Annotated in this window: 23 protein-coding genes; 5 read left to right on the plus strand and 18 right to left on the minus strand. The window is 67.0% G+C overall.

Annotated elements, in window-relative coordinates:
* The 8 genes from ABNX08_RS22915 to ABNX08_RS22950 all read right to left on the minus strand — a co-directional run bounded on the left by ABNX08_RS22915 (nt 1) and on the right by ABNX08_RS22950 (nt 9,911).
* On the minus strand, nt 1-1,356 hold the full coding sequence (locus ABNX08_RS22915; protein WP_022537988.1) for a hypothetical protein: 1,356 nt from the start codon (nt 1,354-1,356) through the stop codon (nt 1-3).
* 29 nt (nt 1,357-1,385) lie between these two features.
* On the minus strand, nt 1,386-2,774 hold the full coding sequence (locus ABNX08_RS22920; RefSeq protein ID WP_022537989.1) for an HlyD family secretion protein: 1,389 nt from the start codon (nt 2,772-2,774) through the stop codon (nt 1,386-1,388).
* A gap of 546 nt (nt 2,775-3,320) precedes the next feature.
* On the minus strand, nt 3,321-4,787 hold the full coding sequence (locus ABNX08_RS22925; RefSeq protein WP_022537990.1) for an MFS transporter: 1,467 nt from the start codon (nt 4,785-4,787) through the stop codon (nt 3,321-3,323).
* A 46-nt stretch (nt 4,788-4,833) separates the two neighbouring features.
* The gene (locus ABNX08_RS22930; RefSeq protein ID WP_022537991.1) at nt 4,834-6,783 is read right to left on the minus strand and encodes a TRAP transporter large permease subunit; all 1,950 of its coding nucleotides are present in this window, start codon (nt 6,781-6,783) and stop codon (nt 4,834-4,836) included.
* Nucleotides 6,780-7,415 (minus strand): TRAP transporter small permease subunit, encoded by a 636-nt coding sequence (locus tag ABNX08_RS22935; RefSeq protein WP_022537992.1) that lies wholly within the window; start codon nt 7,413-7,415, stop codon nt 6,780-6,782. Before ABNX08_RS22935 ends, ABNX08_RS22930 begins: the two co-directional genes overlap by 4 nt.
* 22 nt (nt 7,416-7,437) lie before the next feature.
* Nucleotides 7,438-8,565 (minus strand): TRAP transporter substrate-binding protein, encoded by a 1,128-nt coding sequence (locus ABNX08_RS22940; RefSeq protein WP_041681719.1) that lies wholly within the window; start codon nt 8,563-8,565, stop codon nt 7,438-7,440.
* A 357-nt stretch (nt 8,566-8,922) separates the two neighbouring features.
* Complete coding sequence (locus tag ABNX08_RS22945; protein ID WP_022537994.1) at nt 8,923-9,612, minus strand: intradiol ring-cleavage dioxygenase; 690 nt, start codon at nt 9,610-9,612, stop codon at nt 8,923-8,925.
* An 89-nt stretch (nt 9,613-9,701) separates the two neighbouring features.
* Nucleotides 9,702-9,911 (minus strand): hypothetical protein, encoded by a 210-nt coding sequence (locus tag ABNX08_RS22950; RefSeq protein WP_041681720.1) that lies wholly within the window; start codon nt 9,909-9,911, stop codon nt 9,702-9,704.
* A 443-nt stretch (nt 9,912-10,354) separates the two neighbouring features.
* Between ABNX08_RS22950 and ABNX08_RS22955 the strand changes: the two genes are divergently transcribed.
* Both ABNX08_RS22955 and ABNX08_RS22960 read left to right on the plus strand, forming a co-directional pair.
* On the plus strand, nt 10,355-11,026 hold the full coding sequence (locus ABNX08_RS22955) for an ankyrin repeat domain-containing protein (RefSeq protein WP_022537996.1): 672 nt from the start codon (nt 10,355-10,357) through the stop codon (nt 11,024-11,026).
* Nucleotides 11,027-11,121: 95 nt separating this feature from the next.
* A complete protein-coding gene (locus ABNX08_RS22960; protein ID WP_051369949.1) occupies nt 11,122-11,649 on the plus strand; it encodes a MarR family transcriptional regulator in 528 nt (175 codons plus the stop codon).
* 39 nt (nt 11,650-11,688) lie between these two features.
* Here the strand turns inward: ABNX08_RS22960 and ABNX08_RS22965 are convergent, their stop codons facing one another.
* The 10 genes from ABNX08_RS22965 to ABNX08_RS23010 all read right to left on the minus strand — a co-directional run bounded on the left by ABNX08_RS22965 (nt 11,689) and on the right by ABNX08_RS23010 (nt 21,718).
* Nucleotides 11,689-12,204: an aromatic-ring-hydroxylating dioxygenase subunit beta gene (locus ABNX08_RS22965; RefSeq protein WP_374063725.1), complete on the minus strand. Its 516-nt coding sequence runs from the start codon at nt 12,202-12,204 to the stop codon at nt 11,689-11,691.
* Between the two features lie 35 nt (nt 12,205-12,239).
* The gene (locus tag ABNX08_RS22970; protein WP_022537999.1) at nt 12,240-13,529 is read right to left on the minus strand and encodes an aromatic ring-hydroxylating dioxygenase subunit alpha; all 1,290 of its coding nucleotides are present in this window, start codon (nt 13,527-13,529) and stop codon (nt 12,240-12,242) included.
* 13 nt (nt 13,530-13,542) lie between these two features.
* The gene (locus ABNX08_RS22975) at nt 13,543-14,823 is read right to left on the minus strand and encodes an NAD(P)/FAD-dependent oxidoreductase (RefSeq protein ID WP_022538000.1); all 1,281 of its coding nucleotides are present in this window, start codon (nt 14,821-14,823) and stop codon (nt 13,543-13,545) included.
* An 11-nt stretch (nt 14,824-14,834) separates the two neighbouring features.
* Entirely contained in the window at nt 14,835-15,140 is a 306-nt protein-coding gene (locus tag ABNX08_RS22980; protein ID WP_022538001.1) for a non-heme iron oxygenase ferredoxin subunit, read from the minus strand.
* 82 nt (nt 15,141-15,222) lie between these two features.
* A complete protein-coding gene (locus ABNX08_RS22985) occupies nt 15,223-16,269 on the minus strand; it encodes a branched-chain amino acid ABC transporter permease (RefSeq protein WP_041681721.1) in 1,047 nt (348 codons plus the stop codon).
* 14 nt (nt 16,270-16,283) lie between these two features.
* Nucleotides 16,284-17,168 carry a branched-chain amino acid ABC transporter permease gene (locus tag ABNX08_RS22990; RefSeq protein WP_022538003.1) on the minus strand — a complete coding sequence of 295 codons (885 nt, stop codon included), beginning with the start codon at nt 17,166-17,168 and terminating at the stop codon, nt 16,284-16,286.
* 12 nt (nt 17,169-17,180) lie between these two features.
* On the minus strand, nt 17,181-17,918 hold the full coding sequence (locus ABNX08_RS22995) for an ABC transporter ATP-binding protein (protein WP_022538004.1): 738 nt from the start codon (nt 17,916-17,918) through the stop codon (nt 17,181-17,183).
* Nucleotides 17,915-18,721 carry an ABC transporter ATP-binding protein gene (locus tag ABNX08_RS23000; protein WP_022538005.1) on the minus strand — a complete coding sequence of 269 codons (807 nt, stop codon included), beginning with the start codon at nt 18,719-18,721 and terminating at the stop codon, nt 17,915-17,917. Before ABNX08_RS23000 ends, ABNX08_RS22995 begins: the two co-directional genes overlap by 4 nt.
* A 7-nt stretch (nt 18,722-18,728) precedes the next feature.
* The gene (locus ABNX08_RS23005) at nt 18,729-19,946 is read right to left on the minus strand and encodes an ABC transporter substrate-binding protein (protein ID WP_022538006.1); all 1,218 of its coding nucleotides are present in this window, start codon (nt 19,944-19,946) and stop codon (nt 18,729-18,731) included.
* Between the two features lie 167 nt (nt 19,947-20,113).
* Nucleotides 20,114-21,718, minus strand: coding sequence for an MFS transporter (locus ABNX08_RS23010; protein WP_022538007.1), 1,605 nt, complete (start codon nt 21,716-21,718; stop codon nt 20,114-20,116).
* Between the two features lie 394 nt (nt 21,719-22,112).
* Here ABNX08_RS23010 and ABNX08_RS23015 point away from each other — a divergent pair, with 394 nt between their 5' ends.
* From ABNX08_RS23015 to ABNX08_RS23025, 3 genes are read left to right on the plus strand one after another with little or no spacing between them, the layout of a single operon-like run.
* The gene (locus ABNX08_RS23015; protein ID WP_022538008.1) at nt 22,113-23,075 is read left to right on the plus strand and encodes an amidohydrolase family protein; all 963 of its coding nucleotides are present in this window, start codon (nt 22,113-22,115) and stop codon (nt 23,073-23,075) included.
* Between the two features lie 30 nt (nt 23,076-23,105).
* The gene (locus ABNX08_RS23020; RefSeq protein ID WP_022538009.1) at nt 23,106-23,858 is read left to right on the plus strand and encodes an Asp/Glu racemase; all 753 of its coding nucleotides are present in this window, start codon (nt 23,106-23,108) and stop codon (nt 23,856-23,858) included.
* 9 nt (nt 23,859-23,867) lie between these two features.
* Nucleotides 23,868-24,695 (plus strand): alpha/beta fold hydrolase, encoded by an 828-nt coding sequence (locus ABNX08_RS23025; RefSeq protein WP_022538010.1) that lies wholly within the window; start codon nt 23,868-23,870, stop codon nt 24,693-24,695.
* The last annotated feature ends 12 nt before the right edge of the window (nt 24,696-24,707 follow it).

A 24,707-nucleotide genomic window follows, 5' to 3' on the forward strand; every position in this document is an offset into this window, starting at 1 on the left:
TCACTCCTTGTTGGTGGCGTTGGTCGCGGCTGAGGTGGAGGCGGCGACGGCCGGCGGCGGACAGGACGGTTCCAGGCAACCGCCCGGACGGAACGGGTTCCAGCGCGCCGCGGCCAGCACGGCCCAGGCGGTGGCGCCCAGGTGCGGCAGGTGGAAGTAGTAGAAGTCCTCCGTGGTCGAAGTGGGCCCGATCGACAGCCCGGTGCTGATGCGCGCCTCCGGCGTGGCGTAGAGCATCCCGGAAGGCGCGCGTTGCGACAGCAGCAACTGCCACAGCGGCTGCGCCTGCGGCGTGAGGCCGGCGGCCTGCAGTACCAGCGCGGCCTGTCCGGTGCCTTCGGTCCACATGCCGTCGGGGCTGGCTTTGAAGCCGTAGCCGGCGCCGGCGCGATGGCGTGCGTCGACCCAGGCCAGGTTGCGGCGCCAGTCCTGCGGCGGATCGGGAATCGCGATCAGCGGCCACAGCACGGCATCCAGCGCGGAGGGGCCGTCGTTGGGCGCGCGGCCGTCGTCGTGCGTGCCGATGATGAAGCGGCCCTCGCGTGGCTGCCACATGGCGTTGACAAAGCCGCGCGAGCGCGCGGCGCCGTCGCGCCAGCGCGGATCGTTGCGCAGGCTGGCCAGCCAGCTGAAGGCCGCGTAGGTATCGACGTTGTGCTCGGTGGACTTCCAGCCCTGCCGCGTCTGCTTGGGTTCGTGGCCGAAGAAGCCGCCGATATAGCCCGCGGGGGCGCCATTGTCCGGCATGCTGCCATGCACCCAGCCCATCAGCGCGGCGGCGCCGTCGAGGTAGCGCGCGTCGCGCGTGGCCTCATGCACAGCCAGCAGCAGCAGTGCGGCCCAGGCCACGTTGCCGGTGGCGGTGCCGACCTGGTAGGCGTCTTCGAACCAGCGCTTGCTGGGATCGTCCCACCAGCCCGGCAGCGGTGCCGGGCCTGGCGGCAACGCACCGGCGCGGTAGGCGTTGCGCAGGCGCGCGTCGCGGTAGTGCCGGTCCTGGCGCGTGGCCTGCAGCACGGCGTCGGCGATGCGGCGCGCTTCGGCCGGGCGCTTGCAGGCCACCAGCGCGATGCCGGCCAGGGCGTTGTCGTAGACGAAGGCGGCATTGCGCAGCGCCGGCGCCAGCGGTTCGCCGCCCGGCGCGGGCTCGTAGCTGCCGAGGAACAGCGGACCGTTGCCGGGTTCGCGGCTGACGCGCTCGGCCAGCGTCTTGCAGCCGTCGGCCAGCAGGGTTTGCTGCGCGGGTGGTGCTGCTGCCTGCGCCGCGGAAGCAGCGCGTGGCGCCACGGCAAGCAATCCGGCAAGCAGCACGCTTGCCGCGATCCTGGAGGGGCTATCAGGTATTGGTCGTCGCATCAGGGGGTCTCCCGTGCCTGCGCGTGCCATCACGACAGCGACGCGCGCAGTTGTCCCAGCCAGCTCTGGTTCAGCGTCACGCGCGCCCAGCGACCCATGCCGCAATGCCCCGACGATTGCTGCGGGCTCGACGCGTTCGCGGCGGACACCACGCCCGATGCGCTCGCCTTGCCCGGCAGCTTGTCCAGCGGCCGGTCGAGCTTGGCGATCACGTAGATCTCGTTCTTCTCGATCGGCGGGAACGGCACGAAATAGCGGGCCTGGTCGCCATCGGGCGCACGCGGCAGGATCTCCGCCACCGATGCCGGCAGCGCCGCGGGCAGGCCATCGACCTGTACATTCAGCCGCGCACCGGGCAGCAGGCTGTCGCTGAGGCTGCGCGGGAACACCGCCACCACGCGCGTTTGCGCGCAGTTGCTGGTGCGGGCCAGCGTGGCGCCGGCCGCCACGCGCATGCCGGGCTGCGCGATCAGGTCTTCGACGGTGCCGGGCTCGGTCGAGCGGATCTCGAGGTTGGAAAGCCGGTCGATGCGTTCCTGCTCGGTGGCGAGCAGCTGGTCGACCGACTTGCCATACGCTTCCAGCTGCTCCAGTTCCGCGGTCAGCTGCGCGGACTCGGCGTTCAACACCTGGCGCCGCTGCGACAGCGCGGCGCTGGGGCTGTCCGTGGAAGAGGTATAGACCTTCTTGCGCGACGCCTCGCTCTCGCCGACGGCGTTGTCGAGTTCGGCCTTGGCCGCGGCCTTGGCGTTGGTCAGCATCGACAGCTGGTAGCGCGAAGCGTTGGTATAAGCTTCGCTGACCGCGCCAGCCCATTGCATGCTCTGGTTGCGGTTGACCACTTCCTCTTGCTGGTCTTCCTGCGCCTTGGCCGATGCCAGGCGCGCTTCCAGTGCGCGCACGCGCGCCCCATGCTCGCGTTGCGCGGCGCTGTTGTAGCGCTGCAGGTCCTGCTCGGTCGCGGCCAGCAGCCGGCGGTTGCTTTCGAGCTTTGCCTTGGCGGAATCGTAGCGCTGCTGGTTGTCGAGCTTCTTGCCGGTCAGCTCGACCAGCAGCGAGCGGTCGATGTTCGGGTTCTGCACCATCATCAGCGGCTGGTTGGCGGTGAACGGCTGGCCGGCAGCGATCTTCTGCTGCATCACGATGCCTTCGACTGGCGAAGTCACCAGGCTCACGGGACTGTTGACCACGGCGCGTTCCGACGAGCGCGTGAACACATTTGGAAACATGATCGTGAGCACTGCCCACACGATGAACAGCACCACGCCGTATCCGGCCATGCGCGGCACGATGTGCCACAGTGGCACCGCCACGGGCTGCTTGCGTTCCACCAGTCCCTCGCCCTGGGACTGGCGCGCGGCTGGCGCCGGCGTCAGCAAGTGTTGTCTGGGTGGCGGGTTGTTGCGCTGGTCGGCCATGGTGTTGTTCTCCGGCTAGCAAATCAAAGGCTTCCCCGCCGGCTGTGCGCTGCGCACGCCGGACGAGATTTTTTCCAAGCAAGCGGGTGGCCTCGCGCTAGGGCAGTCGCGCGATGCCCGGCTTGCATGTCCCCAATTCAGCTTGTTGTCTGCAGCACGCGCGATGTGGCGGGATGCCGTATCGGCGCACTTTGCGGTCGGACCGCGTTGCGGTCCGTGGATTTGCCCGCCTCTATGCGAGCAGCGTTGAACAATGGCCAGGACACAAGCCCTGGCCAAGAAATGGCAGCCCGCTGACGCAAAGACTGATGCACTCAGGCCACCGCAGGTGAGTTAAGGCTAGACAAGTGCCCCGTCGCTTGCTGTAAAAATGTGTAAGGGGAGGCTGTAGCACTGCTTAACACGGCAGTAAGATTGCAGGCGGCACGCAGCGATGTGCCGTGCCTTCTGCGGCGTGCTTGCCGGCTTACGCAATGTTGCGGAGTGTTGTGAATGGCGCAAATGTCGCCAATGTCGCAATGATTGCGACATTGGCGATGATGCCGGTCAGTTGTCGGCGGAGAGCGGCGGTGCGATCTGTTCCAGCGGACGGCGTTCGGCATCGATGCCGAAGCGCAAGGCCAGCAGCCCGGCCACGATCACCAGTGCCGCGCCGATGCCGTAGCCCACCCCAACCGCTTCGCGGCTGCCGCTCTCGATCAGCATGCCGAACAGCAGTGGTGCGATAAAGCCGCCGGTGCCGGTGCCGACTGCATAGAAGACGGAGATCGCCAGTGCGCGCATCTCCAGCGGGAACACTTCGCTGGCGGTGAGGTAGGCCGAGCTGGCCGCCGCTGAAGCGAGGAAGAACACGCCCGACCAGCACAGCGCCTGCGAGCGTGCATCGAGCCAGCCTTCGACAAAGGCCCAGCCCGTCAGCGCCAGGCCGATGCCGGACAGCACGTAGGTCGCGGCAATCATGCGCCGCCGCCCGACGCGGTCGAATAGCGGCCCGAGCAGCAGCGGCCCCGCGGCATTGCCCAGCGCAAAGGGGAAGATGTACAGCGCCACGCGCCCTTCGGGCACATGATAGAAGCGCGCCAGCACCAGCGCGTAGGTGAAGAAGATGGCATTGTAGAAGAACGCCTGCGACACCATCAGCGCCAGCGTGATGGTGCTGCGCACGCGGTAGCGCCGCACCAGCAGGCGCATGACTTCGCCCACGCCGGGCGCGGCGCGCCTGCGCATGGCCACCGCGACGCAATCGGGCGCCACTGGCGGCAGGGTGCCGTGGCGCGCGCGCACCTCGGCCTCGATCGCGGCGACCACGCGCTCGGCCTCTTCCAGCCGGCCGTGGGTGGCGAGCCAGCGCGGGCTTTCCGGCACGTGCTTGCGCACCAGCACGATCGCGACCGCAAGCACCGCGCCCAGCGCAAAGCACGCGCGCCAGCCCCATACCGGTCCCAGCACGCGCGCATCGAGCAGCACCAGGCTCAGTCCCGCACCCAGCGCCGCGCCCAGCCAGAAGCTGCCGTTGATGGCCAGGTTCACGCGCCCGCGCACGCGCGCGGGGATCAGTTCGTCGATGGCGGAATTGATCGCCGCGTACTCACCGCCGATGCCCAGGCCGGTCAGGAAGCGGCACGCGGCAAAGAAGTAAAAGTCCGGTGCGAACGCGGTGGCCAGCGTTGCCACCATATAGACCGCGAGCGTGGCCAGGAACAGCCGCTTGCGTCCGAGCCGGTCGGCCATGCGGCCAAACACCAGCGCACCGATCACCGCGCCCAGGATGTAGAGCGAGCCGGTCCATCCCACCTGCGTCGCGGTCAGCGCGAGCGTGTCCGGGCGCTCCAGCACCGCGCCGACCGAGCCCACCAGCGTGACTTCCAGCCCGTCGAGCACCCACGCGACGCCCAGCGCGATGGCTACGCGCCAGTGCCAGCGCGACCATGGCAGGCGGTCCAGCCGCCCGGGGATGTCGGAGCGGAAGGCGGTATCGAGGGGGAGGGTAGCGAGGGCGCTGTCGGTCGGCATCGCCAACCAGTATAGGCGCCCAGGATAAGCGTGCCTGCTGCGTGCCTCAGCGGTACAGCACCGTGGGCAGCCACAGCCCGATGCCGGGGAACACGTACAGCAGCACCAGCGCGATCAGCTGGATGCCCATGAACGGCAGCATGCCCAGGAAGATCTGGTTCAGCGTGACATGCGGCGGCGCCACGCCCTTCAGGTAGAACGCGGCCATTGCCACCGGCGGCGACAGGAACGCGGTCTGCAGGTTCAGCGCCACCAGCAGGCCGAAGAACAGCGGATCGATGCCGAAGTTGTCCAGCAGCGGGATAAAGATCGGCATGAAGATGATGATGATCTCGGTCCATTCCAGCGGCCAGCCGAGCAGGAAGATGATCACCTGCGCCAGGATCATGAACTGCACCGGCGACAGGTTCAGCGACAGCACCCACTGCTCGACCAGCGCCTGCCCGCCCAGCAAGGCGAACGCGGCCGAGAAGATCGACGAGCCCACGAACAGCCAGCACACCATGGCGCTGGTCTTGGCCGTCAGCAGCACCGATTCCTTGACCACGCGGAAGTTCAGCTGCCGGTACGCGGCCGCCAGCAGCGCGCCGCCCAGCGATCCCACCGCCGCCGCTTCGGTCGGCGTGGCCAGCCCGAACACGATCGAGCCCAGCACCGCTAGGATCAGCAGCGCCAGCGGGAAGAACGACGCCAGCAGCATCTTGAAGATTTCCAGCCGCGCGAAGCTGAAGCGCCAGTAGAAGTACAACAGCACAGCAGCCACCACGGCCAGCGTGATCCAGAACCAGCGCGGCGCAGAGACCGCGGCGGCCTGCGGGGCAGGTTGTGTCCCGGCTTGCGCGGCGTCCGGCGCCGCGGGCGTGGCGGGTGGCGTCGTTGCGGCGGGGGCAGCCGGTGCGGCCGGTGCAGGGACCGCACCGGCGGCCGGCGCCGGCGCTTCTTCCATCGGCGGCGCCTGCAGGTCGTCCAGCGCCGCGCTGCTTTCCTCGGCGCCGCCGAGCGACAGCGGCGATTCCACGGCGATGCTGGCGGCGGGCGCTGTGACCACCTCGTAGATCGTGCCCATCACCACCGCCACCGCCAGCGCCGGCAGCAACACGATGCCGAGCTGGCGCGCGAACTCGCCGGTCGGCACGTCTGCGTTGCGTGGCCCCTTGAGCGTGCGCATCATGCCGGCGCCCAGCGCGGGCAGCGCATGCGTGGCGCCGCCGGCTTCCAGCGTGCGCGCCAGGGGTGGGAGCGGCACCACGCGTTCGGCTTCCGGCAGCGGCGGCGCAAGCGCGGGCTTGAGCTTGGCCAGGATCAGGATGTAGAGGATATAGAGGCCGGTCAGCATCAGCCCCGGGAAGAACGCGCCCGCATAGAGCTGCACCACCGACACGCCCGCGGTGGCGCCATAGACGATCAGCAGCACCGACGGCGGGATCAGGATGCCCAGGCAACCACCCGCCGTGACCGCGCCCGCCGACAGCGCCGTGTTATAGCCCGCACGCAGCATCGCGGGGAAGGCCAGCAGCCCCATCAGCGTGACCACCGCGCCGACGATGCCGGTGGCGGTCGCAAAAATCGCGCAGGTCACCAGCGTGGCGACCGCGAGCGAGCCGGGAATCCACGCCAGCGCCAGATGCAGGCTGCGGAACAGCTTTTCGATCAGGTTGGAGCGCTCGACCAGGTAGCCCATGAACACGAACAGCGGGATCGAGATCAGCACGTCGTTGGTCATGACGGCGTACGCCCGCTGCACCATCAGGTCCAGCGTCTGCTGCACCGCGATCTCGGGGTTGGCGTGGCGATAGGCCAGCCAGGAAAACAGCACGCCCATGCCCATCAGCGTGAACGCGGTGGGGAAGCCCAGCATGATCGCCACCACGATCAGCGCCAGCATCAGCAGGCCAAGATGCCCGTTGGTCCAGTCTGACGGCGCCGGCATGAACCAGGCCACGATGCCGACGATCAGCACCATCAGCGAGACGCCGAACCACAGTTCCTTCCTCATCGCCCGGCTCCGTGCTGGTCGTCAGGAGGGGCAGGGAGCGGCGCCTCCACCATTTCGGCGGTCGGCGTGCCATGCACCATCTCCTTGAGCTTGTCGACATCGACTTCCTCGACGTCGCCCTCGCGCAGCGGCCAGTGCCCGCTGTTCAGGCACAGGATGCAGCGGATGGTCTCGGCCACGCCCTGCAGCAGCAACAGCGCGCCGGCCACGGGAATGACAGCCTTGAACGGGTAGATGGGCGGGCCTTCGGCGGCGATGGAGGAGTGTTCGTTCTGCGCCAGCGAGACCTCGAAGAAATCGATGCCGGCCCAGGCCAGCGCGATCACGCCGGGGAAGAAGAAGACCAGGTAGAGCACCAGGTCGATGCTCGCCTGCATCCGCGGGGGCAGGAAGCCGTACAGGATGTCGCCGCGCACGTGGCCGCGCTTGGCCAGCGTGTAGGCGCCGGCCAGCATGAACATCGTGCCGTACAGCATATTGCTGGCATCGAACACCCAGGCGTGCGGCGCGCCCAGGGCGTAGCGCGAGAACACCTCGTAGCTGATCATCAGCGTAAGCCCGATGATCAGCCACGCGGCGGCCTGGCCGACAAAGGTGCTCAGCCAGTCGATGCCCAGCAGCAGGCGCTGCACGATGCGGCCCCGGTGGCGCGGGTCAGGTGCGCTTGGAGAAGTAGTAGCTCGATGCCACCCGGAAGTCGACGTTGGTGTCGTTCTGCCAGCGCGTGGCGCGCTGCGCGAAGGCCTTCATCGAGTCGTTGACCTTTTTGAACATCGGGTTCTCTTTTTCCTTGCGCGCCACTATCTCGTCCCAGACCTTCAGCTGCGCCTGCAGCACGGAGTTCGGAGTCGCATAGAACTTCACGCCCTGCTGCTGCAGCGCCTGGTAGTCCTTGGAATAGCGGTCGATCGCCTTGATCGACATATCGGCCGAGGCCGCCTCCACGGCGTTGGCGATCAGCGCCTTGAGCTTTGCCGGCAGCGCGTCATAGCGCTTGCGGTTGAACAGGATCTCGAACTGCTCCGAGGGCTGGTGGAAGCTGCGCAGCATGCAGACCTTGGACACGTCCTGGAAGCCCAGCGCGCGGTCCGAGCTGGCGTTGTTGAACTCCGCCGCATCGAGCAGGCCGCGGTCCATCGCCGGCACGATCTCCGCGCCCGGCAGCGCATTCACCGCGGCGCCCAGGCCGGTGAAGATATCGATCGACAGGCCCACGGTGCGGAACTTCAGGCCCTTGAAATCTTCCGGCTTGGTGATCGGCTTCTTGAACCAGCCCAGCGGCTGCGTCGGCATCGGCCCGTACAGGAACGACACCACGTCCAGGTTCAGGCTGCGGTAGATCTCCTGCTGCAGTTCCTTGCCGCCGCCGTACTTGTGCCAGGCCAGCAGCATGTTCGGATCCATGCCCCACGCCGGGCCCGAGCCCCACAGCGCCAGCGCCGAGTTCTTGCCGTACCAGTAGGCAATCACGCCGTGGCCGCCGTCCAGCGTACCCTTGCTGACCGCATCGATCAGGTCGAAGGCCTTGACCACGGCGCCTGCAGGCAGCAGTTCGATCTTCAGCTCGCCGCCCGACATGTTGTTCACCTTGGTGACGAAGTCGCCGGCGAACTCATGGAAAATGTCCTTGGTGGGCCAGGTGCTCTGCCAGCGCATAGTGACCGGGCCCTGCGCCTTCACGATCGCCGGAAAGCCCATTGCCGCCGCGCCCGCTGCCGCCCCCGCGGCGCCGCCAAGGAAGCCGCGGCGCGAAACGCCAGTTTTCCTCGTCCTGGATGCCATGACCATCTCCAATTGATGTGTATGTGTAACTACCCACGAGTGCAGGCCGTTGGGGCCGAGCCAACTCGCCACTGACGCGAACACCGGAAAAGTCGGGAAATGCGATGAATCGCTGAACGCTGAAACGCTGAAACGCCGGACCAGGAACGGGGTGCACCCAACAGTTGGCGCAAGGTGGTCCGTGATTCCCTTCATGGTAGGAAAGGCACAGGGAACCACAATGTAGGGATTACCCGCGCGGTGTGGCGCGGCGCACTTTGAGCGGCGCCGTGCCGTCATTGCGACGCACGCCACGCCTTCCGGAAGGCCGCGCATGATTGCCGCCAACACTTCTCCGCACGCACCGCTAAAGCGCGATCAGCCGCGGGCGATCCCAATGGTGAATTCGCCGTCCAGCATGCCACCCGGTTCGGCCGGCCGGCTGACGCGAACCAGGTTGGGGCGGTTGCCGGCGATCGGGTCCAGCGTGGTGGCGCGCGACGGCACGCCATGCGCACGGTAGGCCGGATGGGTGCCCAGCACCTCGCGGTTCAGGGCATCGCTGAAGTACAGCTGGCTGGTCAGCGCTTCCGACTGACCGAGCAATACCTTGAAGTGGATATGGACGGCGCGCGGCGCGTACCAGCCGGGATAGATCGTGGTGAATGTGGCCATGCCGTCCTGGCCGGCTGGCTGCACCCCGCGCAGGAAGCGCGCCTCCCGGTTGCCGCGGCTCTCGCCGCTGTAGCTGCCATCGGCATCGCAGTGCCAGATGCTCACCAGCGCACCGGGCACCGGCGCGCAGCCGCGGTCGGCATCGACCACCCGGATGCGCAGCCGCAACGGCTGGCCAGGCCGGCCGTCGCGGATGTCTGCGCGTACCAGGGCGTCGTCCAGATAGAAGGGGCCTTCGGTGGCGGAGGGCGTCAGCAGGCACGCCACCGGCGCGGCCACGGCAGGCCCGATGCCGGCGGCGGCAAACGCACCGCCCAGCTCATACAGGAAGCGGCGGCGCGCCGCGTCGGTGTGCGCCGTGCCGTCAACGCCAGCTGCTGGGCGCGCCTTCATCGTTGGCTCCGTGGTATTGCGGGTGCGCCTTGCGGCGCGTGGTGCTGCGGCCAGCCGGCGCTTTGCCGCCTGGCTTGTGGGCGCCGGTGTCAGCGGCCCATCGCCTTCAGCATAGAGTAGCCGTGGCTGGTAATGCGCGGTTCCTGTCGGCAGCCGTGCAGGACTTCCAGTTGTACGAGTTGCTTCTCGACCAGTGCCTTGAGGTCGACGGGATCGATCTGGCGGGAATCGCTGGAATCGAGGGAATCAGGGCCATCGCTCAACAATAGCAGCGTGGCAAGTTCATGCGGGCTCAGCACGTTCGTCTCCTTGGCTAGAGGGGGGGCGTTTGCTGGGGAAATTGCGCGGCGCCGCAGTCCTGCTGCGCCTGCGCGCGAAGCCGGCCGGGGCGACCATGTGGCACATGCCACGCGTGCCGTTGCGCACTGCGGCAGAACTTGCCGCAGTGCAGCACGGGTGTCCGACGACTAGCTGGTTTGACGGCAGCAGCGGCGCACGGTTCCTTGCGGCGGCGGCCGTTACATCTGGCAGGACTCGCCATGGCCGCTACCTGCATTATTGGCCAACCAGATGACAACGTCATGGCCATGGCTCGTGTGGGGGCTTGTACCGGGCGACCAGTTGCTTTTGCACTGCCCGCCATTCGGATCCTTAACTTCCGTCGGCGCGTGCGCGCTGCCAGAATGCGGGCGCTGACGCCTCGCGCACAGCACCTCCACCGTAACCCAAAGGAGCCCCGACGATGCCCGCGGCGCAACTCTCGACCTGTCTTGCCTTTGTCATGACCTTGCTGATTTCCCTCGGCGCAGCCGCCGGCGTGCCGTTCGATGCCCAACTGCGCCAAGCCGCGGCGCGCGGCGACGCCGCAGCCGTTACGGCCCTGCTCGGCAACGGTGCCAGTCTCGAGGCGCGCGACGAGCAGGGCCGCACGCCATTGTTGCTCGCCACGCATGGCAATCACGTTGAGGCGGCAAAGGTGCTGATCGGCGCCGGGGCCGACGTCAACGCCAGGGATGCGATCCACGACAGCCCCTACCTCTATGCCGGCGCGCGCGGCTATAACGAGATCCTGCGCCTGACGCTGGCGCGCGGCGCCGACCTGCGCAGCACCAACCGCTACGGCGGCACCGCGCTGATCCCTGCCGCCGAGCGCGGCCATGTCGAAACCGTGCGCACGCTGATCGCGGCCGGCGTGGATGTGGATCACGTCAACCGACTCAGGTGGACGGCGTTGCTCGAGGCCATCATCCTTGGCAACGGCGGACCGGCGCATACCGAGATCGTGCGCCTGCTCGTCCAGGCCCGCGCCGACGTCAACCTTACCGACGGCGAGGGCGTGACGCCGTTGCAGCATGCACGGCGGCGCGGCTATGCGGAAATCGAGCGGGTTCTCACCGCCGCGGGCGCACGCTGAACGGTTTCAGATCCACGGCAATGGCGTCGCCGCAGCAGGCTCGCTTCCCCATCCCTCATATATACTGTCAGTGTGCATACAAAATGGTGAGAGCGATGTCTGCGAGAGCAAAGCGCAATGCGAGTGGCAGTGTGGGTGCGGCGGATGCCGTGTCGGAACCGGATCCCGCAAAAGAATTGCTGTGGGCACGTCCCGGGTTTCTTGTGCGGCGCTTGCATCAGATCCACGTCGCGATGTTCTTCGAGGAGTGCAAGTCTCCGAATATCACGCCGGTGCAGTACGCAATCCTGACGGTGCTGTCGGTGCTGCCGGGGCTGGACCAGACCTCGCTGGGGCAGGAGGTCGGGCTGGACCGGACAACGACGGCCGACGTCGTGCGCCGGATCGAGGAGCGCGGGCTGGTGGAACGCCGCGAGAACCCGGCTGACCGGCGCACCCGCCATGTCTACCTGACGAAGGAGGGCAAGAGCGTGGTCGTCGCGCTGCGTGCCGATATGGCGCGCGCCCAGGAGCGCATGCTGGCCCCGCTGAAACCCGCCCAGCGCGAAGTCTTCATGGACCTGCTGGCGACGCTGGTGGAAGCCAACAACCAGTACAGCCGGACCGTGCTGCGCAGCGTGTAGCCGGCAGCGGCGGGCGCAAAGCCCGCCGTGGCGATGCCCTCAGACCGGGTAGACCAGGTCGTTGGCGATGATGGTGGTGTCGTACACCACCTGCCGCTCGCGCAGCAGCAACCTGCCACCCTGGCGGCGGAAGCGGTCGTGGTAGGTGCCGGCCAGGTGGATCGTGGTGGGGCCCTCCACCAGCGTCTGCAGCAGCATGAAGTTGGCCTGCGCCACGATATCGCCGTCCGCCGTTTCCTCACTCACACGCGTGTTGGTGACCAGGTGCAGGTTGTAGCGCGGTGCGAACATCTGGGTATTGGCAATGGCCGAGGCGCGGTCGCGCATCATGCCGATGCCTTCGGCGTAGACCAGCCCCACCGGCAGGTTGCGTTCGGCGTTCTCGCGCGCGGTGATGCGGTAGAGCGCATCCTCGGTGAAGAAGCGCGGCCATTGCTCGACCAGCCCGGCGTCGAGCACGGCGCAGTAATCCGCGTGGAAGGCGTCGATCTCCAGTCGCAGTTCGATGGCGCGCGCGGTGCCGAGGGCGCTCTCGCGATAGAGGGAGTAGTTCATCGGTTTCATGTTGCGGGAATCCCGTTATTGTTCCGTCAGAGCCCCATCACGCCGCGGTAGTACTGGTACATCGCGCGGATGGCGGATTCGGAGATCAGGGAGCTGGAGGTGCCGATCTGGCCGGGATCGAGCTTGAGCACGTTGCGGTCGCTGCTGGAGCGCCGCACGCCTTCCTGCACGAACTTCATCGCCTCGTTGTCCTCCAGCCCCAGGAAGCCGGCCGGGCCCATCAGGTTGCCCTGGCGCAGGCGGTGCTGCGTCATCTCCTCGGTATCGTCCTCGTAGCCGAACATGGTCCACAGCATCAGCATGCTGTCGGGGCCGTTGGGCACGATCTGGCGCACGCCCAGCGTATTCATCTCGCGCTGCACGATCAGGTTCGGCCAGATGGTCTGCATCGTCACCGACCAGGGCGAGTCGAACTCCCGCACATACTCGAGGAAGCGTTCGTCTTCCAGGCGTATGCCTTCGTGATACGAGCGCATCTCCTTCTTGTTCTCGTCGCTGACGGCCGCATACTTGTCTTCCTTCTTGGCCGACGCCATGGTGCCGTGCCGCCCGTGCACGGGATCGGCGATCATGGCCGACTCGTTGCCGGCCACCAGCAGCCCGAACACCACCAGGAAGGAATGCAGCAGCGTGGCGTGGTACGGGTCCTTGAGGTTCTCGTGGTACATCTTCCAGTTGCACGGCAGCTCGTTCTTGTAATAGCCGAGCACCTTGAGCGGCTTGCCGTTGAAGACGATATCGAAGTCCTTCAGGATCTCCCGCGTCATGTAGTCTTCCAGGCTTTCCATATCCGCCGCGTACGAGGCGAAGACCACGCCGTTGCGCGTGGCCACGTTCAGCTTCACCAGCCCATGGTCCTCGTTGCGAAAGTCCTTGGGCATGCCGCCCGCGCGGTTGACGCCGCGCTTGAACGGCACGCCCTGCAGGTTGCCCTTGAGGTCATAGGACCATTGGTGATACGGGCAGACGAATTCCTTCGCATTGCCCTGGCTGTGGCGACAGAACTCGGCGCCGCGATGCGCGCAGCGGTTCTCGAAGACGTTGACCGAGCCGTCTTCGGCGCGCGACACCACCACCGGCGTCGCGCCGACATAGGAGCGCTTGTAGTCGCCGGCGTTGGGGATCTCCGCCTCCAGCGCGACATAGTTCCACGAGCGTCCGCGGAAGATCTTCTGCAGCTCCAGGTCATACACGTCCTTGCTGGTGTAGACCCAGTCGGGGATGTAGTGCAGGCTGTCTTCGGGCCAGCGGCACTCGGCCAGGCCGGCGTCCTTCTTGCCCAGCGTGTGCTGGATCACCGCTTGTGTCTGGTACATGGGGAAGTCCTTATCAGAGTGTGGTGGGGCTGGCCGCCTGCGCCGCGATGTCGCGCACCAGCTGCCGCAGCGGCAGGGTGTCGTCGCACAGCCGCGGCAGCAGGCCTTCGACGGCATGGCCGAAGAGCGCGCGCAACGGGCGCAGGTCGGCGCCGGCATTGACGGCAATGGCGTGGCAGAGCCGGCCGTGCCGGGTGCCGAGGAGCATGAACTTGGGCGAGGGCGCATCGCTGCCGGCGCTGCCGCGCCAGGCGTAGCGGGTGGCAGCGTGGGCCGCGCCGAGCATCTGCACATTGCAGCCGAACTGGTCGGTCCAGAACCAGGGCAGGGCGGCGGGCTCGGCCGGCATGCCCAGCATGGCAGCAGCGGCGATGCGGGCCTGCTCGTTGGCGCTTTGCCAGGATTCCAGCCGCATATGGTTGCCGAACTGCGGCTGATACTGGCTGCAGCAGTCGCCGGCGGCAAAGATGCCCGCCGCGCTGGTGCGCCCCTGTTCGTCGACCTGGATGCCGCCGTTGTCCGGGTGCAGCGCCAGGCCGGCAGCGGCGCCAAGCGCCACCTCCGGCGTCAGGCCGATCGCGACCACCACCAGCGGCGCGTGCAGGGCCGTGCCGTCCGCCAGCCGCAGCAGCACGCCATCGGCCTGCGGCATGAAGGCCGCGATGCCACAGTCGAGCCGCAGCCCGACGCCTTGCGCATGCACGCGCTGCGCCAGCCAGGTGCCAAGTTCGGGCGGAACGGCGCGGCCGAGCAGCCGGTCAGCGCTTTCGATCAGGGTGACCTTGAGACCCAGCCCGGCCGCGGTGGATGCCGTCTCCAGGCCGAGGAAGCCGCCGCCGATCACCACGACCTCGCCCGCCCGTTGCATGGCGTCGCGCAGGCGCGTGGCATCGTCGAGGGTGCGCAGGTAGTGCACGTGCGTCGTGCCCGGCGGCAGCGCCGGCAGCACGCGCGCGTTGCCGCCGGTCGCGAGCAGGCAGGTGGCGTAGCGGATCGCATCGCCGCCGGCGCAGTGCGCCACGCTGCGCGCGGGATCCAGTGCGGTGACCGTGGTGCCGAGCCGCAGCTCGATGTCCTGCCCGGCATAGAAACCGGCCGGATGCACGCCGATCTTGCCGTCCTGCGCGCCGTCCGCAAGCACGGACTTGGACAGCGGCGGGCGTTCGTACGGCGCATGGGCTTCGCCGCCGGCCATGACGATGCGGCCGCCATGGCCCAGCCTGCGCAGTTCGGCGGCGGCCATCGCACCGGCCTGGCCGGCGCCGACGATCAGGATGGGCGCGTCCTGTGACATGCTCGGCTCCTTCAAAGCTCGACCCAGACCCGGCGGTCTTCAAACTTGACCGGGTAGGTGCGGATGTCGCTGGTGGCCGGCGCGCACATGGCCTTGCCGGAGCGGATGTCGAAGCGCGCCTGGTGCAGCGGGCATTCGATGCAGCCGTCCTCCAGGTAGCCGTCGGACAGCAGCGCGTACTGGTGCGTGCAGACGTTATCGGTGACGAAGTACTCGTCGTCGCTGCGATAGACGGCGAGCTGGCGGTCGCCGAGCGTCAGCGGCATTACCTCGTCGTTCTGCAACTGTTGCGCCGCATCGATTTCAATCCATGCCATGGCAGTCTCCGTGAATTGGATTTGTCAGTATGCTGAGTATATAAGATCAGTGTACTGATGTTTTTGAGCGGAAGTATTCTGGTTAACCCTGTCCGGGACTGGCGGCACCCGGTTGTGCCCGTCCGGCTGCCGGCCCTCCGGTCTGCGGCGCGGGGCGCGCCTGCCAGCGCGCCAAGATCTCGCCCATGATGCCGCGGCGGAAGGTCAGCACGCACACCACGAAAATCAGCCCGGTCACCATGCTGACCGACTCGCCGAGCGCATCGAACCAGCCGACCCCGGTCATGGCCGCGAGCGCGTTGCCCGCATCCCCCAGCTTGTTTTCCAGCGCCACGATGACCAGCGCGCCGACGATCGGTCCCGAAAGCGTGCCCATGCCACCGACCAGGGTCATCAGGATGACCGTGCCGGACATCATCCAGTGCACATCGGTGAGCGTGGCGAAGCCCAGCACCAGGGTCTTGAGCGCGCCCGCCAGCCCCGCCAGCGCTGACGACAGCACGAACGCCAGCAGCTTGAAGCGGTCGGCGTCATAGCCCAGCGAGACCGCTCGCGGCTCGTTCTCCTTGATCGCGCGCAGGATCTGCCCGAAGGGCGAATTGACGATGCGCATGATGCCGAGGAAGGCCGCGGCAGTGATCCCCAGCACCACGTAGTACATGGTGTGGTCCGACCCCAGCGGCAGCATGCCGAACAGGTCGCCCCGCGGCACTGCCTGCAGGCCGTCTTCGCCGCCCGTCGCTGGTGACTGCAGGCAGAAGAAGTAGAACATCTGCGCCAGCGCCAGCGTGATCATGGCGAAGTAGATGCCCTGCCGCCGTATTGCCAGGGCGCCGAAGACCAGGCCGAGCAGGGCGCCGAATGCCGTGCCGGCCAGCAGGCCGAGTTCCGGCGTCAACCGGAGGAACTTCATCGCATAGCCGCAGGCATAGGCGGCGCCGCCGAAGAAGGCCGCATGGCCGAACGACACCAGCCCGGTATAGCCCAGCAGCAGGTTGAAGGCGCAGGCAAAGAGCGCGAAGCACAGCAGCTTCATCACCAGCACCGGGTAAGCGCCCAGCCAGGGCGCCAGCAACAGGGCTGCCAGCAGCAGCCCGTAGGCGTACGTTGCGCGCTTTCCGGTTACCATATTTCCGCTAGCCATCATTTCTCCTTTCCAAAGAGCCCGGCGGGGCGCACCAGCAGCACGCACACCATGGCAACGAAGACCACCGTCGCGGAGGCTTCGGGGTAGTAGACCTTGGTGATGCCCTCGAAGACACCCAGCCCCAGGCCGGTGAAGATCGAGCCCAGGATCGATCCCATGCCGCCGATCACCACCACGGCGAACACGGTGATGATGAGGTTCTGTCCCATCAGCGGCGACACCTGCATCACCGGCGCGGCCAGCACGCCGGCCAGCGCCGCCAGGCCCACGCCAAAGGCGTAGGTCAGCGTCACCAGCAGCGGCACGTTGACGCCGAAGGCCTCGACGATGCGCGGGTTCTCCGTGCCGGCGCGCAGGTAGGCGCCCAGCCGGGTCTTCTCGATCATGAACCAGGTGGCAAAGCACACCGACAGCGAAGCCACTACGACCCAGGCGCGATAGTTGGGCAGCACCATGAAGCCCAGTTGGCTGACGCCGGACAAGGCTTCCGGCGTCGGGTAGGGCAGGCCGGAGACGCCATAGACGGAGCGCAGCAAGCCCTCGATCAGCAGGCAGATGCCCAGCGTCAGCAGCAGCCCGTACAGGTGGTCGAAGCGGTAGAGGTGGCGCAGCATGGTGCGCTCCAGCACCACGCCGAGCGCGCCGGCCACCACCGGTGCCAGCACCAGCATCAGCCAGTAATTCAGCCCCAGGTAGTTCAGGCCCATCCACGCCAGCACCGCGCCGAGCATGAACAGCGCGCCGTGGGAGAAGTTGATCACGTTGAGCAGCCCGAAGATCACCGCCAGCCCCAGGCTCAGGATCGCGTAGAACGATCCGTTGACCAGCCCCAGCAGCAACTGGCTCAGCAGCGCGGGCAGGGGCACTCCAAACAATTCCATGACAATGTCTCCTTACACGCCCAGCAAGGCGCTGAGCGTTGGCATCTTGCGTTCAAGCTCGGCGGCCGGAAATGCCTCCACGATGCGGCCGTGCTCCATCACGAAGAAGCGGTCCGCCAGCGGCGCGGCAAAGCGGAAGTTCTGCTCCACCATGACGATGGTGTAGCCGCGGCCGCGCAGCATGGCGATCATCCTGGCCAGCTTCTGCACGATCACGGGCGCGAGGCCTTCCGAGATCTCGTCGAGCAGCAGCACGCTCGCGCCGGTGCGCAGGATGCGCGCAACCGCCAGCATCTGCTGCTCCCCGCCCGACATGCGCGTGCCCTGGCTCTTGCGCCGCTCCTGCAGGTTGGGGAACATCTCGTAGATCTCGCCCAGCGTCATCGGCTCGCGCAGTCCCATGGCGCCCGGGGTGCGGGCGAACTGCGGCGGCAGCAGCAGGTTCTCCTCGCAGGACAGGCTGGCGAAGATGGCGCGTTCTTCCGGGCAGTAGCCCAGCCCGAGCGGCGCAATGCGGTGCGTCTTCATGCCGATGGTTTCCTGGTCATGCACGCGCACCGACCCCTTGCGCGCGCCGACCAGGCCCATGATGGCGCGCAGCGTGGTGGTGCGGCCGGAGCCGTTGCGGCCGAGCAGCGTCACCACCTCACCGGGGTTGACGGTCAGGTCTACGCCATGAAGGATGTGCGATTCGCCATACCAGGCGTGCAGGCCGCGCAGTTCGAGGGCAGGGGAGGTACTCACGCTCATGATGCCTCCATGCTTGTCGCCGCCGCAGCTGCGGGGCGGTCTTCCGGTTCTTCGGTGGTTCCCATATAGGCTTCCCTTACCTGCGGATTGCGCGAGATCTCGTCATATGTCCCCTCGGCCAGCACCGCGCCGCGCTGCAGCACGGTGATGCGGTCGACGATGGACGACACCACGCTCATGTTGTGCTCCACCATCAGCACGGTACGTCCGGCGGAAACGCGCTTGATCAGGGCGGTGACGGTCTCCACGTCTTCGTGGCCCATCCCTTGCGTGGGCTCGTCCAGCAGCATCAGCTCCGGATCGGTCGCCAGCGTGGTGGCAAGCTCCAGCGCGCGCTTGCGGCCGTAGGCCAGCTCCGCCGTGCCCAGGTGCGCGAAGCCGGCCAGGCCGACCGCATCCAGCAGCTCCATCGCCCGCGCGTCCAGCCGCGACAGGGAGCGCTTGCCGCGCCAGAAATGCCAGGCGGTGCCGAGACTGCGCTGCAGCGCGATGCGCACGTTCTCCAGCACTGTCAGCTGCGGAAATACCGCCGAGATCTGGAACGAGCGAATCACCCCCATGCGGGCGATCTGGGCCGGCCGCAGCGCGGTGATATCGGTGCCGTTGAAATGGATCGAGCCGGACGAAGGCGCATGGAACTTGGTCAGCAGGTTGAAGCAGGTGGTCTTGCCGGCGCCGTTGGGGCCGATCAGCGCATGGATCGAGCCTCGCCGCACGGACAGGCTGACATCGCTCACGGCGGTAAAGCCCTTGAACGCCTTGGTCAGGCCGTGCGTCTGCAGGATTACGTCGGTGTCAGGCATGGCGCGCTCACTTCTTCACCAGCGGGCATTCGCTGGCCGACAGCGGACGGAAGGCCTCGTCGCCCGGGATCGTGCCGATGTACCTGACCAGGTCCCACGGTCCCTTCGACTCGGCCGGCGTCTTGGCCTGGGCCAGGTACATGTCGTGCACCATGCGGCCGTCGGCGCGCACCTTGCCGTTGCGCACGAAGGCATCGGACACGGGCAGCGCGCGCATCTTTTCCGCCACGGCCGGGCCCTCTACGGTCTTTGCGGCTTCCACCGCCTTCAGGTAATGCAGCACGCCGGAATAGACGCCGATCTGGCCATGCGTGGGATAGGCCTTGTGGCGCTTGTAGTAGCGCTCGACGAAGTCCTTCGACTTGCCATCGAGGTCGAGCCGGAACGGGTCGACATAGGTCAGCCCCTGCGCAGCGGTCAGGCCCAGGCTCTTGAGATCGGTGATGAAGGTGGAGGGCGTGATCACGGTCTGGCCCGCCTTGATCAGGCCGAACTCGCCGGCCGCCTTGACACCGTTGATCATGTCGTTGCCCGCGTTGGCCAGCACCACCACCTTGGCCTTGGAAGCCGACGCAGCGACCACCGGGCTGCTGAAGTCGCTGGCATTGAGCGGATGCCGGGTGCTGCCGACGTTCTTGCCGCCGCCGGCGTCCACGGCCTTGCGGAAGTCCGCTTCCAGCGACTGGCCGAAGGCGTAGTCGACGGTGATGTAGTACCAGCTGTTGCGCCCCTGTTCGATCAGGCGCCGTACCAGCGGATAAGACACTGAGTAGGTGTCCCATGCCCAGTGGAAGCCGGTGGGCGAGCAGTTCTGGTTGGTCAGCGCCATGGCGCCGCCGGTCGAGACGATGTCGATCTTTTGCTTCTGCCGCGCGACCTCCTGCACCGCCAGCGCGGTCGACGAGTTGGGGAAGTCGATCACCATGTCGACACCGTCGGTATCGAACCAGCGGCGCGCCAGCGACGAGGCGATATCCGCCTTGTTCTGGTGGTCGGCGGACAGGACCGTCACGGGTTTGCCGAGGGCCTTGCCGCCGAATTCTTCCACCGCCATCTGCGCGGCTAGCACCGAGCCCTTGCCGGAGAGGTCGGCATAGGAGCCGGACATATCGGTAATGACGCCGATCTTCACGCCATTGGCGTCGGCCAGCGCGGGCGTGGCGGCGGCCAGGCCCAGCAGGGCGGAGGACGCGGCGAGGGTGCGGAGGATGCGAGAGGTGGGCATGGTAGCTCCAGGTTGTCTGCGCTAAAGGGATGGGTTGCGATGGTTGCGTTCGGCGTACCGCGGTGCCATCGCCGCACCGCGGTTTCGCTGAGAAACTCAGTATGCTGAATAGATGGCCGGGAAAAAGGGCGGATCGCTCCGCCCTCCAGGTTCACCGGTGGCGCCGCTCAGGTCGCCAGGTCGCGGCCGCGCGTCTCCGGCACGAACAGCATGCCGATGACAAAGGCGAGTCCGGCGATGACCACCGGGTACCACAGGCCGAAGTACACGTCGCCGCTGGACACGTTCATGGCCGTGACCACGAAGGACAGCATGCCGCCGACCCAGCCCGCCCCGAGGTGGAAGGGCAGCGACAGCGAGGTGTAGCGCACGCGGGCCGGGAACAGTTCCACCATGAAGGCCGCCATTGGCCCGTACACCATGGCCAGGAACAGGATCGGCACCAGCAGCAGCACGAACACCATCGGCGTGTTCATCTTTGCGGGGTCGGCCCGCTCCGGCCAGCCGGCCGCCACCAGCGCGCTCTTGATGGCGGCGCGGTCGAAACCCTGCAGCGTGCGGTTGCCGATGCGCACTTCCGCCTGCGCCGGATTGCTGGCCGGCGCGAAGGTGTAGCCCACGCCCAGGTCGGTCAGGTAGCCGCGGATCTTGTCGCAGGCCGACACCGGTTCGCCGAACAGGCGCGCCTTGCAGTCGCCGGCGGTCACCTGCACGGCGCCTTGCGATTGGAACTGCTCCAACGCTGGATTGGCATAGTGCGTGAGGCCCTTGAACACCGGCTGGATGCACACCGCCGCCAGCAGGCACGCGGCCATCATGATGTACTTGCGGCCGATGCGGTCGGACAGCCAGCCGAACAGCAGGTAGCAGGGCGTGGCCACCACCAGCGCGATCGCGATCAGCATGTGGACGGTTTCAAGCGGCACATGCAGCGTCTTGTTGAGGAAGAACATCGTGTAGAAGTGGCCGGTGCCGAAGATCGCGCCCAGGCCGGCCGCCACCACGAACAGCAGCAGCACTGACTTGAGGTTGGTCCAGTTGGTGAAGCTCTCGCGGATCGGCGCCTTCGAGGTGGTATTGCTGGCCTTCATGCGGGCAAAGACCGGCGACTCGTGCAGCTTGCCGCGGATGTAGACCGAAATCACCAGCATCACCAGCGACACGATGAAGGGAATGCGCCAGCCCCAGTCCCGGAATTCAGCCTCGGTCAGGAAGGTCTTGAGCAGGTAGACCACGAACAGCGAGGCGAGCAGGCCCAGCGTGGCGGTGGTCTGCAGCGAGCTGGTATACAGGCCGCGCTTGTGCATCGGCGAGTGCTCGGCCACGTAGGTGACCGCACCGCCGACCTCGCCGCCGAGCGCCAGGCCCTGCAGCAGCCGCAGCAATACCAGCAGTACCGTGGCCGTGATGCCGATCTGCTCGTACGTGGGCAAGACGCCGACGCCCACGGTGGCAACCCCCATCAGCAGGATGGTGACCAGGAAGGTGTACTTGCGCCCGATCAGGTCGCCCAGGCGGCCGAACAGCAACGCGCCCACCGGGCGTATCAGGAAGCCGGCGCCGAAGGTAGCCAGGCTGGCGAGGAACGCGGCGGTTTCGTTGCCCTTGGGGAAGAAGAGTGCGCCGAAATACACTGCCAGCGCGGCATAGATATAAAAGTCGTACCACTCCATCAGGGCACCGAAGGAAGAGGCAAGTATGACCTTGCGCTCCTCGGTAGTCATGCCGGAGGCGGGGGCGCTTGTCTCGGCGCGAGTCAGGCTGATCGTCATGGCGGGGGTCCTTTTGGTGAAGCTGTTGTCTCTGTATGTCTGTTCTTCCCGGCGGTGCCGGCGGCGCGCCCCAGGGCCTGTCGAGCCCTCGCGGAGTGCAGCACCGCATGCTTCCGATGCACCAGTCAGTATGCTGATGAGAAGCGCAGTATGCTGAGTAAAATGCGGGCCAGTCGCGGAGACTCCGGACAGGCCCAAACACTTGTTTAAACGGCTTTTTAATATCGTCAGCATACTGAACATCTGGGCGCAGTGTACTGAGCAGCCAATGCCATCGTTATAGGTGTTAACCCTCCGCGCGGCGTCTGGACTTTTCAAAAGCTGATGACTAGAATCCGGAAACTAATCAGTGTACTGAGCATTTGCGATTTCACCATCAGGAGCCCCCACCAGCATGAGCAACGTAAAGAAGATCGCACTGGAAGAGCATTTCATGACGCCGGGTTTCCAGGCCTATTCCAGGGCATTCACCCAGCATCTCGATCCGGCGGTGTTCGCCGAGCTGGGCCGCCGCCTGGCCGACTTCGACGAATGCCGCCTCGCCGAGATGGACCGCTTCGGCATCGACATCACGGTGCTGTCGCAAACCGGGCCGGGCGTGCAGGGCGAGCCCGACGCGCAGCGCGCCGTGGCGCGGGCGCGCGAGAGCAATGACTTCCTGGCCGCGCAGATTGCGCGCCACCCCACGCGCTACGCCGGCTTCGCGGCGCTGCCGATGCATGACCCGGAACAGGCCGCGCGTGAACTGGAGCGCGCCGTGCGCGAGCTGGGTTTCAAGGGCTCGCTGGTAAACGGCCATACCCAGGGGCGCTATTACGACGATCCTGCTTACGACGTCTTCTGGGAACGCATGCAGGCGCTGGACGTGCCCATGTACCTGCATCCTACCGATGCCTTCGTGCCGCCGCAGGTGCTGGGCGGGCACCCGGAGCTGACGGGGGCGGCGTGGGGCTGGGGCGTGGAGACCGCGTCGCATGCGCTGCGGCTGCTCTTCGGCGGCGTGTTCGACCGCTTCCCGCGCCTGAAGCTCATCCTCGGCCATATGGGCGAGGGGCTGCCGTTCCAGCGCTGGCGCTTCGACAGCCGCTTTGCGGTCTATTCGCACGGCGTGCGGCTGGCGCGCGCGCCTTCCGAGTACATCGGCACCAATATCGTCATCACCACCTCGGGCGTTTGCTCGCACGGCACGCTGGCCGGCGCCATTGCCGAACTCGGACCGGAGGCCGTGATGTTCTCGGTCGACTATCCCTACGAATCCACCGAAGTGGCGGCGAAGTTTATCGAAGAGGCGCCGCTGGACGACACGACGCGCGCGCTGGTCTGCCACGGCAACGCGCGGCGCCTGCTCAAGCTGTAAACAGCGCAACGCATACAACAGAGAACCCTCATGCAAAAAGTCTTTCGCATCGGCCAGATCGTTCCCAGCTCGAACACGACGATGGAAACCGAAATCCCCGCCATGCTGACCGCACGCCAGCAGATCCGTCCCGAGCGCTTCACCTTCCACTCCAGCCGCATGCGGATGAAGAAGGTGGTCAAGGAAGAGCTCGCCGCCATGGATGCCGAATCCGACCGGTGCGCGGTGGAGCTGAGCGACGCCCGCGTCGACGTGCTCGGCTATGCCTGCCTGGTGGCCATCATGGCGATGGGGCACGGCTATCACCGCAAGTCGGAGCAGCGGCTCAAGGCCCATACCGTCGAGAACGGCGGCGATGCGCCGGTCATCACCAGTGCCGGTGCGCTGGTCGATGCGCTGCGCGTGATCGGCGCCCGCCGTATCGCCGTGGTCGCGCCGTACATGAAGCCGTTGACGGAGCTGGTGGTGGACTACATCCGCAACGAGGGCTATGAAGTGGTGGATTACCGCGCGCTCGAGATCCCGGACAACCTGGACGTCGGCCGACACGATCCGGCGCGGCTGCCTGGCATCGTGTCGCAGATGAACCTTGCCGAGGTCGATGCCATCGTGCTGTCGGCGTGCGTGCAGATGCCGTCGCTGCCGGCGGTGGCGAAGGTCGAGGCGATGACGGGCAAGCCGGTCATCACCGCGGCCATCGCCACCACCTACGCGATGCTGAAGGCGCTGGACCTGGAGCCGGTGGTGCCCGGTGCCGGCGCACTGCTGTCGGGCGCTTACTGAGAGCATGCGATGACGACCTTCCTCTATGGCGCCAATGTCCATGCCAATGGCATTCGCCAGCACTACCTGCGCTATGGCCGCAGCGACGGCGAACGGGCCGGGCGCGATCCCGTCATCATCGTCCCGGGCATCACCAGCCCGGCTATCACCTGGGGCTTTGTCGGCGAGCGCTTCGGCGCCTCGTTCGATACCTACATCCTGGACGTACGCGGCCGCGGCCTGTCGTCCGCCGGGGCGGAGCTGGACTACGGCCTCGATGCCCAGGCCCGCGACGTGGTGGCCTTTGCCGAGGCGCTGGGCCTGCGCCGCTACAGTGTGGTCGGCCATTCGATGGGCGCCCGCATCGGCGTGCGCGCCGCGGCGGGGCAGCCCGAAGGCCTGGCGCGGCTGGTGATGGTCGATCCTCCGGTGTCCGGACCCGGGCGCCGTCCGTATCCCGCGCAATTGCCCTGGTACGTCGATTCCATCCGCTTGTCGCAGCACGGCACGGACCTGGAAGGCATGCGCCGCTTCTGCCCGACCTGGACCGACGAGCAACTGCGCCTGCGCGCCGAATGGCTGCATACCTGCAATGAGGATGCTGTCGTGCGCAGTTTCGAGGACTTCCATCGCGACGACATCCATGCGGACCTGCCAAAGGTCACGGTGCCGGCGCTGCTGATGACCGCCGGGCGTGGCGATGTGGTGCGCGCGGAAGACGTGGCAGAGATCCGCACGCTGCTGCCCGGCGTGCTGGTCAGCCACGTGGCCGGCGCCGGCCACATGATCCCGTGGGATGACGAAGCGGGCTTCTACGCGGCGCTGGGGGACTTCCTCGGCGCGACGCTGACGCGATAACGAACCAGGAGC

This window comes from Cupriavidus sp. DF5525 (genome assembly GCF_040149425.2).
GTDB classification, from domain to species: domain Bacteria; phylum Pseudomonadota; class Gammaproteobacteria; order Burkholderiales; family Burkholderiaceae; genus Cupriavidus; species Cupriavidus pickettii_A.

Bases quoted from the DNA above. Each gene is read 5' to 3' on its own strand.
- ABNX08_RS22915 (WP_022537988.1), bottom strand. From the start codon at position 1,356: ATGCGACGACCAATACCTGATAGCCCCTCCAGGATCGCGGCAAGCGTG.
- ABNX08_RS22920 (WP_022537989.1), bottom strand. From the start codon at position 2,774: ATGGCCGACCAGCGCAACAACCCGCCACCCAGACAACACTTGCTGACG.
- ABNX08_RS22925 (WP_022537990.1), bottom strand. From the start codon at position 4,787: ATGCCGACCGACAGCGCCCTCGCTACCCTCCCCCTCGATACCGCCTTC.
- ABNX08_RS22930 (WP_022537991.1), bottom strand. From the start codon at position 6,783: ATGAGGAAGGAACTGTGGTTCGGCGTCTCGCTGATGGTGCTGATCGTC.
- ABNX08_RS22940 (WP_041681719.1), bottom strand. From the start codon at position 8,565: ATGGCATCCAGGACGAGGAAAACTGGCGTTTCGCGCCGCGGCTTCCTT.
- ABNX08_RS22945 (WP_022537994.1), bottom strand. From the start codon at position 9,612: ATGAAGGCGCGCCCAGCAGCTGGCGTTGACGGCACGGCGCACACCGAC.
- ABNX08_RS22955 (WP_022537996.1), top strand. From the start codon at position 10,355: ATGCCCGCGGCGCAACTCTCGACCTGTCTTGCCTTTGTCATGACCTTG.
- ABNX08_RS22960 (WP_051369949.1), top strand. From the start codon at position 11,122: ATGTCTGCGAGAGCAAAGCGCAATGCGAGTGGCAGTGTGGGTGCGGCG.
- ABNX08_RS22965 (WP_374063725.1), bottom strand. From the start codon at position 12,204: ATGAACTACTCCCTCTATCGCGAGAGCGCCCTCGGCACCGCGCGCGCC.
- ABNX08_RS22970 (WP_022537999.1), bottom strand. From the start codon at position 13,529: ATGTACCAGACACAAGCGGTGATCCAGCACACGCTGGGCAAGAAGGAC.
- ABNX08_RS22975 (WP_022538000.1), bottom strand. From the start codon at position 14,823: ATGTCACAGGACGCGCCCATCCTGATCGTCGGCGCCGGCCAGGCCGGT.
- ABNX08_RS22980 (WP_022538001.1), bottom strand. From the start codon at position 15,140: ATGGCATGGATTGAAATCGATGCGGCGCAACAGTTGCAGAACGACGAG.
- ABNX08_RS22985 (WP_041681721.1), bottom strand. From the start codon at position 16,269: ATGGTAACCGGAAAGCGCGCAACGTACGCCTACGGGCTGCTGCTGGCA.
- ABNX08_RS22990 (WP_022538003.1), bottom strand. From the start codon at position 17,168: ATGGAATTGTTTGGAGTGCCCCTGCCCGCGCTGCTGAGCCAGTTGCTG.
- ABNX08_RS22995 (WP_022538004.1), bottom strand. From the start codon at position 17,918: ATGAGCGTGAGTACCTCCCCTGCCCTCGAACTGCGCGGCCTGCACGCC.
- ABNX08_RS23000 (WP_022538005.1), bottom strand. From the start codon at position 18,721: ATGCCTGACACCGACGTAATCCTGCAGACGCACGGCCTGACCAAGGCG.
- ABNX08_RS23005 (WP_022538006.1), bottom strand. From the start codon at position 19,946: ATGCCCACCTCTCGCATCCTCCGCACCCTCGCCGCGTCCTCCGCCCTG.
- ABNX08_RS23010 (WP_022538007.1), bottom strand. From the start codon at position 21,718: ATGACGATCAGCCTGACTCGCGCCGAGACAAGCGCCCCCGCCTCCGGC.
- ABNX08_RS23015 (WP_022538008.1), top strand. From the start codon at position 22,113: ATGAGCAACGTAAAGAAGATCGCACTGGAAGAGCATTTCATGACGCCG.
- ABNX08_RS23020 (WP_022538009.1), top strand. From the start codon at position 23,106: ATGCAAAAAGTCTTTCGCATCGGCCAGATCGTTCCCAGCTCGAACACG.
- ABNX08_RS23025 (WP_022538010.1), top strand. From the start codon at position 23,868: ATGACGACCTTCCTCTATGGCGCCAATGTCCATGCCAATGGCATTCGC.